The sequence below is a fragment of the Streptomyces sp. 11x1 genome, assembly GCF_032598905.1.
GTDB lineage: Bacteria > Actinomycetota > Actinomycetes > Streptomycetales > Streptomycetaceae > Streptomyces.
This window is the reverse complement of record NZ_CP122458.1, coordinates 5642034-5657970: the sequence shown is the minus strand read 5'-3', so window position 1 is coordinate 5657970 and position 15937 is coordinate 5642034. Positions and strand designations below refer to the sequence as shown.

At 71.3% G+C, this 15937-nt stretch carries 16 protein-coding genes; 13 read left to right on the top strand and 3 right to left on the bottom strand.

What is annotated here, in order from left to right; translation table 11 throughout:
- Window positions 1–48: 48 nt before the first annotated feature.
- Entirely contained in the window at window positions 49–819 is a 771-nt protein-coding gene (locus P8T65_RS24805) for a TioE family transcriptional regulator (protein ID WP_316727468.1), read from the top strand.
- Between the two features lie 52 nt (window positions 820–871).
- Here P8T65_RS24805 and P8T65_RS24800 read toward each other — a convergent pair whose 3' ends face one another.
- On the bottom strand, window positions 872–2674 hold the full coding sequence (locus P8T65_RS24800; protein ID WP_316727467.1) for a bifunctional metallophosphatase/5'-nucleotidase: 1803 nt from the start codon (window positions 2672–2674) through the stop codon (window positions 872–874).
- A 284-nt stretch (window positions 2675–2958) separates the two neighbouring features.
- On the opposite strand from P8T65_RS24800, the gene mshD reads away from it, so the two are divergent.
- The 8 genes from mshD to P8T65_RS24760 all read left to right on the top strand — a co-directional run bounded on the left by mshD (window position 2959) and on the right by P8T65_RS24760 (window position 11768).
- On the top strand, window positions 2959–3900 hold the full coding sequence (gene mshD / locus P8T65_RS24795) for a mycothiol synthase (protein WP_316727466.1): 942 nt from the start codon (window positions 2959–2961) through the stop codon (window positions 3898–3900).
- 112 nt (window positions 3901–4012) lie between these two features.
- Entirely contained in the window at window positions 4013–4417 is a 405-nt protein-coding gene (locus P8T65_RS24790; RefSeq protein ID WP_230217105.1) for a GntR family transcriptional regulator, read from the top strand.
- Window positions 4414–5376 (top strand): ABC transporter ATP-binding protein, encoded by a 963-nt coding sequence (locus P8T65_RS24785; protein ID WP_316727465.1) that lies wholly within the window; start codon window positions 4414–4416, stop codon window positions 5374–5376. The genes P8T65_RS24790 and P8T65_RS24785 overlap by 4 nt, the downstream gene beginning before the upstream one ends.
- Window positions 5373–6392, top strand: a complete 1020-nt coding sequence (locus P8T65_RS24780) for an ABC transporter permease (RefSeq protein WP_316727464.1) — start codon at window positions 5373–5375, stop codon at window positions 6390–6392. Before P8T65_RS24785 ends, P8T65_RS24780 begins: the two co-directional genes overlap by 4 nt.
- On the top strand, window positions 6389–7369 hold the full coding sequence (locus P8T65_RS24775) for an ABC transporter permease (protein ID WP_316727463.1): 981 nt from the start codon (window positions 6389–6391) through the stop codon (window positions 7367–7369). Before P8T65_RS24780 ends, P8T65_RS24775 begins: the two co-directional genes overlap by 4 nt.
- Window positions 7370–7892: 523 nt before the next feature.
- Entirely contained in the window at window positions 7893–10127 is a 2235-nt protein-coding gene (locus P8T65_RS24770; protein ID WP_184898311.1) for an RNA degradosome polyphosphate kinase, read from the top strand.
- Window positions 10108–11349, top strand: coding sequence for a CHAD domain-containing protein (locus P8T65_RS24765; protein WP_316727462.1), 1242 nt, complete (start codon window positions 10108–10110; stop codon window positions 11347–11349). Before P8T65_RS24770 ends, P8T65_RS24765 begins: the two co-directional genes overlap by 20 nt.
- Window positions 11346–11768: an NUDIX hydrolase gene (locus P8T65_RS24760; RefSeq protein WP_316727461.1), complete on the top strand. Its 423-nt coding sequence runs from the start codon at window positions 11346–11348 to the stop codon at window positions 11766–11768. The genes P8T65_RS24765 and P8T65_RS24760 overlap by 4 nt, the downstream gene beginning before the upstream one ends.
- Window positions 11769–11818: 50 nt before the next feature.
- Here P8T65_RS24760 and P8T65_RS24755 read toward each other — a convergent pair whose 3' ends face one another.
- Complete coding sequence (locus P8T65_RS24755) at window positions 11819–11986, bottom strand: hypothetical protein (RefSeq protein ID WP_184892294.1); 168 nt, start codon at window positions 11984–11986, stop codon at window positions 11819–11821.
- Window positions 11987–12326: 340 nt separating this feature from the next.
- On the opposite strand from P8T65_RS24755, the gene P8T65_RS24750 reads away from it, so the two are divergent.
- Together P8T65_RS24750 and P8T65_RS24745 are read left to right on the top strand one after the other, a co-directional pair.
- Complete coding sequence (locus P8T65_RS24750; protein ID WP_316727460.1) at window positions 12327–13160, top strand: hypothetical protein; 834 nt, start codon at window positions 12327–12329, stop codon at window positions 13158–13160.
- A 143-nt stretch (window positions 13161–13303) separates the two neighbouring features.
- Window positions 13304–13489, top strand: a complete 186-nt coding sequence (locus P8T65_RS24745; protein ID WP_184892292.1) for a hypothetical protein — start codon at window positions 13304–13306, stop codon at window positions 13487–13489.
- Between the two features lie 92 nt (window positions 13490–13581).
- Here the strand turns inward: P8T65_RS24745 and P8T65_RS24740 are convergent, their stop codons facing one another.
- Window positions 13582–13983, bottom strand: a complete 402-nt coding sequence (locus P8T65_RS24740) for a metal-sensitive transcriptional regulator (protein WP_316727457.1) — start codon at window positions 13981–13983, stop codon at window positions 13582–13584.
- A 189-nt stretch (window positions 13984–14172) separates the two neighbouring features.
- Between P8T65_RS24740 and P8T65_RS24735 the strand changes: the two genes are divergently transcribed.
- Together P8T65_RS24735 and P8T65_RS24730 are read left to right on the top strand one after the other, a co-directional pair.
- On the top strand, window positions 14173–14793 hold the full coding sequence (locus tag P8T65_RS24735; RefSeq protein ID WP_009326469.1) for a DUF47 domain-containing protein: 621 nt from the start codon (window positions 14173–14175) through the stop codon (window positions 14791–14793).
- A 7-nt stretch (window positions 14794–14800) separates the two neighbouring features.
- Window positions 14801–15799, top strand: a complete 999-nt coding sequence (locus P8T65_RS24730) for an inorganic phosphate transporter (protein WP_316727455.1) — start codon at window positions 14801–14803, stop codon at window positions 15797–15799.
- Window positions 15800–15937: the final 138 nt, after the last annotated feature.

Here is a 15937-nt window from a genome sequence, read left to right as displayed (position 1 = left end):
GACAGTTGCTTCGCAGCCGTCGCGTAAAGTCTCAAACTGGTGATCAGCATGCGACCTTCCGACCTGGCCCGCGAGCACGGCCTCTCGACCCAGGCCGTCCGCAACTACGAGCGCGACGGGTTCCTCCCGGCCGCCGAGCGGACGGCCAGCGGCTACCGGATCTACACCGAGGTGCACGCGGCGGCCCTCCGCGCGTTTCTCGCCCTCGTCCCGGCGTACGGCCACGCCGCCGCGGGCCGCGTCATGCGTGCCGTGCACGAGGACGACCTCGACCACGCCCTGACGATCGTCGACCGTGGGCACGCCCAGTTGCTCCGCGACCGGGAGACCCTCGACGCGGTACGCGACGCCGTGGACCACCTGACGGCCACTCCGGAGGGGGCGGAGCCCACGGTGGGAGCGGCGGGCTCCGACACCCTCACCGTCGGCGAACTCGCCCACCGCCTCGACGTCACCCCCGCGACCCTGCGCAACTGGGAGGACGCCGGGATCCTCACCCCCGCGCGAGACCCGCTCACCGGCTACCGGATCTACCGCCCGGCCGACGTCCGTGACGCCGAACTGGCCCATCTGCTCCGTCGCGGGGACTACCCCCTGGACCACATCGCCACCGCGGTCCGCCAGATCCGTACGGCCGGCGGCACGGACGCCCTCTCCGCCGCGCTGGCCGACTGGCGGCGGCGCCTGACCGCACGAGGCGTGGCCATGCTGGACGCGTCCGCCCACCTCAGCAGGTACCTGGGAGCACCCGGGCCACACGCCGCAGGGCACGAAAAAGCGGTTCCCCGCGCCCCGGAAAGGGCGCGGGGAACCGCGTGACCAGTCACGAACCACCCGGGCCGGTCAACCGACCCCCGGTGATCCGGTACGACTAGTTGATGATCGTGATCCGGTCGGCCGCCGGCGGCGCGAGCGGGCTCGTGGCCGAGGAGTTGGCCAGCAGGTACTGCTCAAGGGCCGCCAGGTCGTCCCCGCCGACCAGGTCGTTCGTGCCCTGGCCCAGCGTCGGGAAGCCGTCGCCGCCGCCCGCGAGGAAGCTGTTGGTCGCGACGCGGTACGTGGCGGCCGGGTCGATCGCCGCACCGTTGAGCTTGACGCTGTCGACGACGATCCGGTCCGCGCCGGTCTTCGTCAGGTCGAGCGTGTACTTCAGGTTCGAGGACGGCAGCAGCACCTTCGGCGAGGCCGCGTTCGTCCCGCTCACCTGCTCCTTGAGGACCGAGAGGAGCTGCGCGCCCGTGAAGTTCTGCAGGTTGACCGTGTTGGAGAACGGCTGGACGGTGAAGCCCTCGGCGTAGGTCACCACGCCGTCGCCCTCGGTGCCCTTGGCCGCGTAGGTCAGCGGCGCACGCACACCACCGGGGTTCATCAGCGCGAGGTCGACCTCGGGGTCGAGCGTCTTGCCGTACCAGTACTGCGCGTCGGCGATCAGGTCACCCATCGGGGACTCGGTGCCGGCGTTGGGCACGTCGGCGGATATGTAGCCGATGGCGCGGTTGCCGATGGGCGCGGCGAGGGTGTTCCACCTGCTGATGAGGGCCGTCATGTCAGCGGCCTTCTCGACGTCACGGGTGACCACGTGGTTCGCGGAGTCCACGGCCGTACGGGAGATGTCGCCGGTCTTGCGGTCGTACGTCAGCGTGGTGTCGGTGTAGAGGCGGCCGAAGGACGCGGCCGAGGTGACCATGCGCGGCTTGCCCGCCGGGTCGTTGATGGTGCAGGCGTACGCGGCGTGCGTGTGGCCCGTGACCAGGGCGTCGACCTTGGGCGTGATGTTCTTGGCGATGTCGACGATCGGACCGGAGATGCCGTCACCGGCGCCGGGCGAGTCGCAGTCGTAGTTGTACGACGTGGAGGCGGGGGCACCGCCCTCGTGGATCAGCGCGACGACCGACTTGACGCCCTGGCGCTCCAACTGCTTGGCGTACTTGTTGATCGTCTTGACCTCGTCCTTGAACGTGAGGCCCTTGACGCCCTCGGCGGAGACGACGCCCGGGGTGTTCTCCAGCGTCACACCGATGAAGCCGATCTTGACGCCGTTCTTCTTCCACACCCAGTAGGGCTTCAGGAGCGGCTTCTTGGTCTTGTTCTCGATGACGTTGGCGGCGAGGTACGGGAAGTCGGCGCCCTTGAACTTCTTGCCCTTGACGTAGCAGCCGTCCGTCGGGTGGCAGCCGCCCTTCTGCAGGCGGGCCAGTTCCTTCGCGCCCTCGTCGAACTCGTGGTTGCCGACGCTCGTGACGTCGAGGTCGAGGCCGTTGAGCGCCTCGATGGTGGGCTCGTCGTGGAACAGGCCCGAGATCAGGGGGGAGGCACCGACCATGTCGCCGGCGGCGGCCGTGATCGTGTAGTCGTCGGCCCGGCGCGCCTCGCGCAGGTGCGTGGCGAGGTACTCGACACCACCGGCGTTGATCGTGGTGGTCGTCCCGTCCTCGTGCAGCTCGGTCACCCGGCCCGAGGAACCGGCCGGCGGCTCCAGGTTGCCGTGCAGGTCGTTGAACGACAGCAGCTGCACGTCCTGGTACCGGTTCGGCTTGTCCTTGCCGGTCTGCGTCTCACCGGCGCTCGCCGGGATCGCGGCGGCCAGCGCACCGACGGTCGCCAGCCCGGCCGCGGCGGCGAGGATCCGGTTACGGCGGTTTCTGCGGTGCTGGGCATGGGGTGTGGCTGACATGTGCCCCCCTGGTTCGTTTGGAAGTAAGAGAAACGTGAGACAGGCCCCGTCGGCCCGAAGCCTAGGGTCAACGCGCGTAGCGCGGGAGAGGGTTCTTGGTTACGACCTGGTTGCCATCAAGGCGAACTGGGCACGAAACAGGGCCAATAGGGGCGCGGGGCAGTGAAATCAGCGGCTCCGCCGCGGGGCGTGACCAGTCACATTCCGGCCGCACCCGCCCGACCACGGAACCAACCGGGCCCATAGGCGCTCCCCCACCGCACCCCCCGGTTAACCTCGAACCCATGACCAGCGACGACACCGCCCGGCCGAGCGCAGCGGCCGGCGCAGCCGCCCGCAGTATCGAAACCTGTCTGGACCTCACCCCCGACCAGAAGGCCACCGTCCTCGCCCTTCTCGACGAGGCCGCCCAGGTCGACGGCCAACAGGCGGTGTCCGAGCAGGGCCGCCTCCAACTCCGCGGCGGCCCCCGCGAAGGCGTGGCCCACCTCCTGCTCACCGTCGGCGACACCCTCGTCGGGTACGCCCAGCTGGAGGACAACGACCCCGTCGAGGCCCCGGCCGCCGAACTCGTCGTCCACCCCTCCCACCGCGGTCACGGGCACGGCCGCGCCCTCGGCTCCGCCCTGCTCGCCGAGTCCGGCAAGCGGCTGCGGGTCTGGGCGCACGGCGGTCACTCCGCCGCCCGCCACCTCGCCCAGGTTCTCGGCCTCACCCTCTTCCGCGAACTCCGTCAGATGCGCCGCTCCCTGGCCGATTTCGACCCACCCGAGCCGGTGCTCCCGGACGGCGTCACCGTGCGCGCCTTCGTCCCCGGCGAGGACGACGCGGCCTGGCTCGCCGCGAACGCGGAGGCGTTCGCCCACCACCCCGAACAGGGCTCCCTGACCCAGCGCGACCTCGACGACCGCAAGGCCGAGCCCTGGTTCGACCCGGCGGGCTTCTTCCTGGCCTTCAGGGGAGAGGAACTGGTCGGCTTCCACTGGACGAAGGCGCACGCGGCGGAACAGCTCGGCGAGGTCTACGTCGTGGGCGTACGCCCCGGCGCGCAGGGCGGCGGCCTCGGCAAGGCCCTCACCACGATCGGCCTGCGCCATCTCGCCGCCCAGGGCCTGCCCACCGCGATGCTCTACGTCGACGCGGACAACAAGGCGGCCGTGACCGTGTACGAGCGCCTCGGCTTCGTGACGTACGAAACGGACCTGATGTACCGCAGCGAAACCTGACACAGTCGCGTGTAAGCGGAGTTTTCCACAGGCTGGGGGCGGTGTTGTTGACACCGCCCCCTCTCTTGCACCACCCTTTCACTACTCAATTAGTGAAAGGGTGGTTGTCCGAGTGGTCGAGTACCGCATCGACCGGCGCAGCGGTGTCGCCACCTACGTCCAGATCGTCCAGCAGACCAAACAGGCCCTGCGGATGGGGCTGCTGGAACCGGGCGACAAGCTCCCCACGGCCCGCGAGGTCGTGGAAGCCACCGCGATCAACCCGAACACGGTGTTGAAGGCCTACCGCGAACTGGAGCGCGAGGGCCTGGTCGAGGCCCGCCGCGGCCTCGGCACGTTCGTACGGAGGTCACTGGGCACCGCGCCCGTCGACTCCCCGCTGCGGGCCGAGTTGGACAGGTGGGCCGTACAGGCCCGGGAGACCGGGCTCGAACGGGACGACGTGGAGGCCCTCTTCACGTCCGTACTCGACGAACACTTCACGATCGACAAGCGAGATCAGGGGGACCAGGCATGACGGGGACCGCGTTGGAAGCGGCCGCGCTCGGCAAGCAGTTCGGGTGGCGGCGGGCGAGCTGGGCGCTGCGCGAGTGCACGCTGCGGCTGCCGTCGGGGCGGGTGTGCGCGCTCGTCGGACCGAACGGCGCGGGCAAGTCGACCCTCCTGGCCCACGCGGCCGGCCTGCTCGCCCCCACCGAGGGCACGATCAGCGTGCTGGGCACGACCCCGGCCGCGGCCCGCGAGCGCATCGCCTACGTCGCCCAGGACAAGCCCCTCTATCCCCAGCTGACCGTGGCCGAGACCCTGCGGCTGGGCCGCGCGCTCAACACCCGGCGCTGGGACGCGGCCACCGCCGAGCGGGTGGTGGACGAGGGCGGCCTGAACAGGAACGCGAAGATCCGTTCCCTCTCGGGCGGTCAGCGCACCCGGGTCGCGCTCGCCCTCGCCCTCGGCAAACGGCCCGAACTGCTGCTCCTGGACGAGCCGATGGCCGACCTCGACCCGCTCGCCCGGCACCAGCTGATGGGCACACTGCTCGCGGACTCCGCCGAACACGGCACCACGGTTGTCATGTCCTCGCACGTGGTAGCCGAACTGGAGGGCTCCTGCGACCACTTGCTCCTGCTGGGCTCCGGACGCGTCCGGCTCGCGGGCCCGCTGGACGAGGTCCTCGCCGCGCACACCCTGGTCACCGGCCCGGCGGGCGACCTCGCCCCGCACACCGTGGTCGAGTCCCGCACGAAGGGCCGCCAGCTCACCGCACTGATCCGCCCGCAGGGCCCGGTCGGCGGGGGCTGGCAGACAGCCGAGCCGACCCTGGAGGAGCTGGTCCTCGCCCATCTGCGGGCGCCGGGGGCCCCGGCGCTCACGATCGACGACGAAGCGGACGCGGACGCGGACGACACCAACAGGTCGGACGGCACCGACGGGTCGGACGACACCGACGGGGCCGAGACCCGGGGGGCGGCCGTATGAGCACCACGACCACCGGGACCACGGAGACCATCGGGACCGCCCGCTCCGGCGACCCCGCCCCCTCCCCCGCCCCGGCCATGACCCCGGCCCGGGGGCTGATCCGGGCGACGTTCCGCGTGCACCAGTCGGCCCTGTGGTTCTGGGGGCTGCTGGTGGGCCTCGTCTCCGCCGGACTCGTGTGGGCCGCCGGACCGGGGCTCGACGCGGCCTGGACCGAGCAGCTCAAGAGCGGCTGCGCGCGGATCGACTACTGCTCGACAGGCACCGCGTACTCCCTCTACGGACTGGCCGCCACCCTCGGCCCCGCGGTCCTCACCATCGCCCCGGCCCTGATCGGCGCCTGGGCGGGCGGTGCCCTGACCGCCCGCGAGCTGGAGAGCGGTACGGCCCGGCTGGCCTGGACCCAGGGCGTCACCCCGGCCCGCTGGCTCGCCGCCAAACTCGCGGTCCCGGCCGCCGTGATCGTCTCCGGGACGGTCCTGCTGACCCTGCTGAGCCGCCTGGTGTGGTGGCGCGAGGAGCGATTGCGGCAGGCGCTGGGGACCCGGGACTGGTTCGAGTCCACCGTCTTCGTCGCTCACGGCACCGTCGGCACCGCGTACGCCCTGCTGGGCCTCGCGGTCGGCGCTCTCGCCGGCCTGCTGCTGCGCCGCTCGCTCCCCGGGCTGGCCGTCGGCCTGGTCGGCACCGGCCTCCTGGCGGGCGTTCTCCAGTCGAACCGGCACCTGCTGTGGCCCGTGGAGACCCTCGTCTCCAGGACCGCGGACCGGGACTGGACCGGCGAGTTGGTCGACCGCGGCTTCATCACCGGCACCGGTGAACGCGTCTCGGACGTGGCGTGCACGGACGACTCCTGCGGCCGGACCGACGCCGTAGGCTTCTACGCCGACTTCCACCCCTCCTCCCACTTCTGGCCCCTCCACCTGGTCGAGACGGCCATCGTCCTGACCGCCACCGCCCTGCTGATCTGGACCTCGTTCCGAGCGCTGCGCCGCCTTGCGGGAGGAGCCGTATGAGCACCGAGACCCTCACCACCGCGCCCCCGGCGGACACCGCCGCCCGCGGCGGCCTGACCTGGACCGTGCTGCGCCTGCACCGCTCGGCGTTGCTGGTGTGGAGCGCGTACGTGCTGTTCATGGTCGGGTGGATGCTGTGGCTGCAGTACGTCACGGGCGCGGAGATACGCGCGGAGCGGGCCGCCTGCCGGAAGCTGGCGGACGGGTGCATCGACCTCGGGTCCGCCTTCGACTACTCCTCGGCCATGGGCTGGATCGGCACCTTGATCGCCTACTTCTCCTACGGCGTGGCCGCCTGGGCGGGGGCTTCACTGACCGGCATCGAGCTGGAACGGGGCACGGCCCAGCTGAGCTGGACCCAGTCCGTCACCCCGGTCCGGTGGCTCACCGCCAAGTTCGCGGTACCCGCCGTCGCGCTGACCGTCGGCACGACCGTCCTGGTGCTGGTGTACCGCTGGACCTGGTCCACGAACCGGGACCTGAGCGGCGACGAGTGGTACTACACCGATCCCTTCCTGAACCGCGGCCCGGCGGTCCTGGCGTACGCCCTGTGCGCGTTGGCCGTCGGCGCCCTGGCGGGCATCGTTCTCAGGCGGGCGCTGCCCGCGCTCGCCGTGGCCCTCGGCTTCGTGATCGTGTTCCACGCGTGGCTCGACGTGCGGTACCACGAGCTGTGGCCCGCCGCGACGCTCACCGGTACCGCCGCCAGCCGGCTGCCGATGTCGGCGGACCAGCTGGAGCTGGGCGCCGTCACCGGCTCGGGTGCGCGCGTCGAGGACCTGGACTGCTTCGGCGTCGATGCCGACATCGACTACAGCAGCTGCATGAGCGGGAAGGGCTTCACCGATCTGTACGCCGAGGTGCACCCGACGTCCCACTTCTGGCCGCTGCACCTCATGACGACCGGCATCATCCTCGCCGTCGCCGTCCTCGCCACCCTCGCCGCCTTCTGGCTCCTGCGCCGCCGCACCCGCTGACGCCGCACCCGCCGACGGCGCACACCGCCCGAGCCCGACTCGGGACCCCGTACCAGGCACGCCCCTCCTACGGGGGGAGGGGCGTGCCGACGGCGTGCGGTCGGTGAACGGCGCGTGACCGTGGGAAGGCGGCGCGCGTTCCGTGGAAGGCGTACGCCGGGCCGCCCCACACGTCCCCGCAGAACCGGCGGTCCTCCCCGCGCTATCCCGCACGTAAGGTCTCCGTAACCGGCGATTCAGACGACCTTGCGACGCTTCCGCAATGAACCCCGTCGTGCCCGAGCCCTCGCCTCCCCCACGCAGCGGCCCAAGCAGCGGGAACAGCCCGGGGGACGACCCCAGCACGCCCGCGCCCGTCACCCCGCACCACACCGCCGAGGCCGTGGACATCATCGACGTCGTGGCGCGCATCGACGCGGACATCGCCGAGAACGCCGCCTCAAACGCCACCTCGCGCGTCCCCGCACTCCCACCGGCCCTGTCCGACGCGCCTGTGATGCTCGCGGCGCGGAACAATGGTTCTATGAGCCAGTCCAACGCCCAGGCAGCCCAGGTCCAGCACGCGCAGCCGTCCGTCGGCTCCATAACCGGCCACCGCCCCCACACGGTGTCGGCCGTGGTGTCCGACCTGGAACCCGACATCGACGCCGACCTCGACGCGTACGACGAGGACGAACAGGGCGGCGAGAGGCTGCCCCAGGGCCGCTTCCTCGACCGGGAGCGCAGCTGGCTCGCCTTCAACGAGCGTGTCCTGGAACTGGCCGAGGACCCGGCCACCCCCCTGCTCGAACGAGCGAACTTCCTGGCCATCTTCGCCAGCAACCTCGACGAGTTCTTCATGGTCCGGGTGGCCGGATTGAAGCGGCGTATCGCCACCGGCGTCGCCACCAGGTCCGCCTCCGGCCTGCAGCCCCGCGAGGTGCTGGAGATGATCTGGGCCCGCTCCCGCGAGCTGATGGCCCGGCACGCCGCCTGCTTCCACGAGGACGTCGCCCCGGCACTGGCCGAGGAGGGCGTGCACCTGGTGCGCTGGAGCGAACTGGCGGAGAAGGAGCAGGCCCGCCTCTTCACGCTCTTCCGCCACCAGATCTTCCCGGTGCTGACCCCTCTGGCCGTCGACCCGGCGCACCCCTTCCCGTACATCTCGGGTCTCTCCCTGAACCTGGCCGTCCGCGTCCAGAACCCGGTCACCGGCACCTCGCACTTCGCCCGCGTCAAGGTGCCGCCGCTGCTCTCCCGCTTCCTGGAGGCCTCCCCCGGCCGGTACGTCCCGCTGGAGGACGTGATCGGGGCCCATCTGGAGGAGCTGTTCCCGGGCATGGAGGTGCTGGAGCACCACGCCTTCCGGGTCACCCGCAACGAGGACCTGGAGGTCGAGGAGGACGACGCCGAGAACCTCCTCCAGGCCCTGGAGAAGGAGCTCATGCGGCGCCGATTCGGGCCGCCGGTGCGCCTGGAGGTCGAGGAGAACATCAACCAGGAGGTCCTGGACCTGCTGGTGCGCGAGCTGAAGATCAAGGAGTCCGAGGTCTACCCGCTGACCGGGCCCCTGGACCTCACCGGCCTCTTCCGCATCGCCTCCCTGGACCGGCCGGAGCTGAAGTACCGCAAGTTCGTCGCCGGCGTCCACCGCGACCTGGCCGAGGTCGAGTCGGCGTCCGCGCCCGACATCTTCGCCGCCCTGCGCAACCGCGACGTGCTGCTGCACCACCCGTACGACTCGTTCTCGACGTCGGTGCAGGCGTTCCTGGAGCAGGCGGCCGAGGACCCGGACGTCCTCGCGATCAAGCAGACCCTGTACCGGACGTCCGGCGACTCCCCCATAGTCAACGCGCTCATCGACGCCGCCGAGGCCGGCAAGCAGGTCCTCGTCCTGGTCGAGATCAAGGCGCGCTTCGACGAACACGCCAACATCAAGTGGGCCCGCAAGCTGGAGGAGGCCGGCTGCCACGTCGTCTACGGCCTGGTCGGTCTGAAGACCCACTGCAAGCTGTCCCTGGTGGTCCGTCAGGAGGGCGACACGCTCCGCCGCTACAGCCACGTCGGCACGGGCAACTACCACCCGAAGACGGCACGGCTGTACGAGGACCTGGGCGTGCTCACGTCCGACGCACAGGTCGGCGCGGACCTCTCCGACCTCTTCAACCGACTCTCCGGCTACTCGCGTCGCGAGACCTACCGCCGTCTCCTCGTCGCGCCCAAGTCCCTGCGCGACGGGCTGATCGCCCGCGTCAACAAGGAGGTCCAGCACCACCGTGCCGGACGTCCCGCCCACGTCCGCATCAAGGTCAACTCGATCGTGGACGAGGCGCTCATCGACGCCCTCTACCGGGCCTCGCAGGCGGGTGTGCCGGTCGACGTGTGGGTGCGCGGCATCTGCGCCATACGGCCCGGCGTCCCGGGCCTGTCGGAGAACATCCGCGTCCGCTCCGTCCTCGGCCGCTTCCTCGAACACTCCCGGATCTTCGGCTTCGGCAACGGCGGCGAGCCGGAGGTGTGGTTCGGCAGCGCCGACATGATGCACCGCAACCTCGACCGCCGGATCGAGGCCCTGATCCGGATCACCGACCCGGCCCACCGGGCGGCGCTCAACCGCCTGCTGGAGACCGGTATGTCCGACACGACCTCCTCCTGGCACCTCGGTCCCGACGGCGAGTGGACCCGGCACTCGACCGACGCCGACGGACAACCCCTGCGCAACGTCCAGGAGATGCTCATTGACGCCCGGAGGCGCCGGCGTGGCACAGCGACACCTTGACCCCACGAACACCACGGCCGCTCCCGTGGACGCCGTCGCCGGCTATCTGCGGGAGCGGGCCACGGAGTTCCTCCGCGCGCTGCGCACCCACCGGGAGACCGGTGGGGGCGCGGCATCCGGAGCCGAGGAGTCCACCGACGCGGCGCTCGCCCTGCGCCGCTCGGCCCGCCGCATCAGCGGCACGCTGCACACCTTCCGGCCCCTGCTGGACGCCGAGTGGTCGGAGTCCCTCCGCCCCGAACTGGCCTGGCTCTCCGGCACGTTGGGCCGCGAACACGCCTACGCGGCCCGCCTGGACCGCCTGGTCAACGCCCTGAACCGGCTGTCCGGCGCGACGCACCTCCCGACGCAGACGGCGGTCGCGGCTCGCCCCGACACCGGTACGTCCCCGATCGGCCCCGTCCCGGGCAACGCCGGCCCGGCTCAGGCCGGCGCCGGTACCTCTCCAGGCGCCGCCGGTACATCTCAGCCCGGCACCGGTACGTCTCAGCCCGGCGCCGCCTCGGGCGGTCGTACCGCCGCCGGGGCGGCTCGGGTGGGTGCGGCGGCACCCGGCACCGCCGGTGCCGCCCCGCGTCCCCCGGCCACCCCCGACCGCGGCAACCTCACCGTCGGCGCCGCGAAGGCGGGCGCCCTCCTGGACCGCCAGCTCACCCTCGCCCGCACCCGGGCCCACTCGGCCGCCCTCCAGGCCCTCGGCTCGTCCCGCTTCCACGCAGTCGCCGACAGCGTCGCCGTCCTCGCCAGCGAGGTGCCCCTCACCCCGTCCGCCGCCGCCATGGACCTCGGCCCGCTCGCCGCCGCCGCCCACGACCGCCTCCGGGACGCGGTCGCTGGCCTCCCCCTGCACACCGCCGGCCACCCCTACAACGCGGAGGCCCTCATCCACGGCCTCTCCCCGGACACCGCGCCCCACCCCCAGGACGCCCCCTGGCACCAGGTACGGCTGCTGCTCCGCCTGCACCGCTACGCCCTGGAGGTCCTGCACCCCGAGGCCGTCCCCGTCGACCTGCGCCTCCTCGCCGCCGGTGAGGCGCTCAACCGCCACCGGGACGCCAGCGAGGCGGCCTCCGCGGCGGCCGCCGCCGCCCGCACCCCGCGGATCGCCCCGGCCACGGCCTACGCCCTCGGCGTCCTCCACGCCGACCAGCGCCACGAAGTGGAGGCATCCCGGTTCGCGTTCCAGCAGTGCTGGCAGAAGGAGACGGTGAGCACGTCGTGACCGAGAACGCCGACACCGTGGTCCGGGCGGCCGGCTGTGTCCTGTGGCGCCACTCCCCCGAGGGCGGGGGGCTGGAGATCTGTCTGGTGCACCGGCCGAAGTACGACGACTGGTCGCATCCGAAGGGCAAGTTGAAGCGCACCGAGGACGCCCTCACGGGCGCGCTGCGCGAGGTCGAGGAGGAGACCGGCCACCGGTGCGCGCCGGGCCCCCGGCTGTCCGAGGCCCGCTACTTCGTCAACGGCCGCGCCAAGAAGGTGAGTTACTGGGCGGCCGAGGCGACCGACGGCCGCTTCGCGCCCACCGCCGAGGTGGACCGGATCGCGTGGCTGCCCCCGGCCGCCGCCCGCGACCGGCTGACCCAGCCCCGCGACCGCGAACTGATCGACGAGTTCCTGACGACCCTCCGCCACCCGTAGGCGGACCGACACCGGCCCCGACCGTCGCGCACCCACCGCCGCACGCCCGGCTACACCCCGCTCAACGCGTGCCCCTCCGCATCGGTCCGGGCCAGACTCCGTGCCCGCCGGGCCGGCCCGCGCCAGCCGCAGGTGCAGCGCGCCACGCAGAAGCGCCCCTGATCGACGGTGGTCGTACGGTGCTGCTGCGGCGTCTCCGGCTCGTCCTGATGCACCACACCGACAACGCTACCCAAGCGAAACAGCCCCACGCCCCCACAGAGCTGAGGCGCATTCGACGGCCGAAGCCCTTCAGTCGCCCTGCGCACGTTCCACGGGCGAAACCCGTCAAGGGCCCACCGGGCCGAGACGCCTTGACCGGGCGAAGCCCGTCAAGGGGCGCGGGGAACTGCGCGACCAGCCACAACCCACCCGCAGCCGCGAACGCACCCGCACCCCCGAGCCACTGGGCGCCCTTCCCCGTCCCCCGCCCCCTCCCCGGCGTGACGACCACCCTCGGCCGTCGTTATCCGAAACGACCACAGGAACCCGGCAAACCCGGCAGGGGATCGGCAGGCGATGGTGACGCGGCGGCACAGCAGGACGGGCGCGGCACTCGTCGCGGCGGGACTCATCGCCGGTGCGACCGGCGTCACCGGCTGCGCCCTGGGCGGCGTCACCGACGACCCCCTCCCCACGGACCCCGTCGACCTCATGCACCGCGCCGCCCCCACCCTCGTCCGCGCGGGCAGCTCCAAGGCCCGTACGGAGATGGAGATGGCGACCGGCGGCACCCGGGTGACCATCCACGGCGAGGGCGTCTACGACTACGGCAGACAGCTCGGCCGCCTCAAGGTACTCCTGCCGCACGACCCCGCCGGCCGCAGCGAGCACCGCCCGATCACCGAACTCCTCGCCCCCGGCGCCCTGTTCATGAAGAACCGGGGCGCGGGCGTCCCCGCCGACAAATGGGTCCGCGTCGACACGGCCGCCCTCTCCGACGGCAATCTGGTCACCGGCGGCGCCACCGACCCGTTCGCCGCAGCCGAGGTGCTGCGCGGGGCGCGTACGGCGGAGTTCGTCGGGGAGACCGAGGTCGAGGGCACCCGGGTCCGCCACTACCGCGGCACCGCCGACCTCACGACGGCCTCCCGCGCGGCCTCCGAGGGCAACAGGGCTCCACTGCGCGCCGCCGCCAAGGGATTCGCCACGGCCCGCGTCCCCTTCGACGCCTACCTCGACGACGAGGGCCGCATCCGCAAGATCCGCCACCGGTTCAGCTTCGTCAACGGCGGTGGCCAGGGCACCGTGGTGGTCGCCTCGACGACCCTGCTGTTCGACTTCGGCGTCCCCGTCGCCGTACGCCTGCCGCGGCCGGAGGACATCTACTCCGGGAAGATCGCGGAGCAGTAGCCCGGGCAACCCGGCACCCGTGGCAGCCCCCGGGCCGCCCCGGACGAGGCTGAGGGCGCCGGGCCGGAAATGGTCCGTTGGTGCCATGCGCGGGCTGTGGGCCGCTGCCTACCCTAGGAGTCGGTGACGGCAGAGAAGAGGTGATGCGCGTGGCTCCGGCAGGCGGTACGGCGGTTCAGGACCACGTGGCCCTCGCCGAGATCGAGCTCTGTGGCGACCTCATCATCGCGGCCTCCGCCACCGACGGCGACCGCCTCAGCCCCGACCGTATCGACGAGGTCCTGCGCGTCTGGGAAGAACGCGCCCACGAGGGCGAACCGCCCCACTGAGGCCTGTCCGCGCATTCCCGCCCTCCCCGCGGGAAGCCCGCACCCGGTGGCCGAAAAGCGCCCCCGTCGACGAGCCCCAGGCCCCCGGCCCCTCAGGTCCGCAGCAGCCGCCCGATCGCCTTCGTGGCCTCCTCCACCTTCGCGTCGACCTCGGCGCCGCCCTTGAGCGCCGCGTCGGCGACGCAGTGCCGCAGGTGTTCCTCCAGCAGTTGCAGCGCGAAGGACTGCAACGCCTTGGTCGAGGCGGAGACCTGGGTGAGTATGTCGATGCAGTAGACATCCTCGTCGACCATCCGCTGGAGACCACGAATCTGCCCCTCGATACGCCTGAGGCGCTTGAGGTGTTCGTCCTTCTGTTTGTGATACCCGTGGATTCCACGGTCGTGGTCGGTCACCACACCCGACTGGACATCCGGCTTCTCGCCCGACTCCGCGCCCGGTCCCGAACCGTCCACGGCGGAGGGCACCTCGGCTCCGGCCCCTGTGGTCGTCATCGCAGCCTCCAGACATATACCCCTACCGGGTATATCGTATCGAACTTTGGCGGGTATACGCCCTGCGGGCGGCCCCCATGTCGGCCCGTCTCCCTGATGGGCGACACTGGGGGGACGGCCCATTAGCCGTGGCCGGATGATGCGCCTAGCATCAGCCTGACCGAAACCCATGCATACCGAGGACCCCACGTGCGCTTTCGTCTGACCCCCAGGGAGACGAGCTTCTACGACATGTTCGCCGCCTCCGCGGACAACATCGTCACGGGCTCGAAGCTCCTGATGGAACTGCTCGGGGCGGACGCCTCCGCCCGGGCCGAGATCGCGGAGCGGATGCGGGCAGCGGAACACGCCGGTGACGACGCCACACACGCGATCTTCCACCAGCTGAACTCCTCGTTCATCACGCCCTTCGACCGCGAGGACATCTACTCCCTCGCGTCCTCCCTCGACGACATCATGGACTTCATGGAGGAGGCCGTCGACCTGGTCGTCCTCTACAACGTCGAGGAACTCCCCAAGGGCGTCGAGCAGCAGATCGAGGTCCTGGCGCGCGCCGCCGAACTGACGGCCGAGGCGATGCCCAACCTCCGCACCATGGACAACCTCACGGAGTACTGGATCGAGGTGAACCGACTGGAGAACCAGGCGGACCAGATCCACCGCAAGCTCCTGGCCCACCTCTTCAACGGCAAGTACGACGCCATCGAGGTCCTCAAGCTCAAGCAGATCGTGGATGTGCTGGAGGAGGCGGCGGACGCCTTCGAGCACGTGGCGAACACGGTGGAGACCATCGCGGTCAAGGAGTCCTGAACCCTTCATGGACACCTTCGCTCTGGTCGTGACCATCGGCGTCGCGCTCTTCTTCACGTACACCAACGGCTTCCACGACTCTGCGAACGCGATCGCAACCTCGGTGTCGACCCGCGCGCTGACCCCGCGCGCGGCCCTCGCGATGGCCGCGGTCATGAACCTGATAGGTGCCTTCCTCGGCAGCGGTGTCGCCAAGACGGTCAGTGAGGGCCTGATCTCCACGCCCGAGGGCTCAAGGGGGATGGGCATCCTCTTCGCGGCCCTGGTCGGCGCGATCACCTGGAACCTCATCACCTGGTACTTCGGTCTGCCGTCGTCCTCCTCCCACGCCCTCTTCGGCGGCATGGTCGGCGCGGCCCTCGCCGGCGGTACGACGGTCTACTGGTCCGGCGTGCTGGAGAAGGTCGTCATCCCGATGTTCGTCTCCCCGGTGGTCGGCCTGGTCGTGGGCTACCTGGTGATGGCGGGCATCATGTGGATCTTCCGCCGCGCCAACCCGCACAAGGCGAAGCGCGGTTTCCGGATCGCGCAGACCGTGTCGGCGGCCGGCATGGCGCTCGGCCACGGTCTCCAGGACGCCCAGAAGACGATGGGCATCGTGGTGATGGCCCTGGTCATCGCGGACGTCGAGGACTACGGCGACCCGATCCCGGTCTGGGTGAAGATCGCCTGCGCGGTCATGCTCTCCCTCGGCACCTACGCGGGCGGCTGGCGCATCATGCGCACCCTGGGCCGGAAGATCATCGAACTCGACCCCCCGCAGGGCTTCGCCGCCGAGACCACCGGCGCGTCGATCATGTTCGTCACGGCCTTCATCTTCAAGGCCCCCATCTCGACGACGCACATCATCACCTCGGCGATCATGGGCGTCGGCGCCACCAAGCGCATCAACGCGGTCCGCTGGGGCGTGGCCAAGAACATCATCCTCGGCTGGTTCATCACGATGCCGGCGGCGGCCCTGGTCGCCGCGACCAGCTTCTGGATCGTGAACCTGGCAGTCCTCTGACCGCCCGGCGTCCGCCCCGCCCCGGCCTCACGGGGTGAGACGGACTCCCGGGGCACACGGACCTGCGCCACGCCGGCCTGGTGCCAGGTCGTCGGGCGCAAGCGATCAGGCGAACACCGGGCCGAGGCAGAGCTTCGG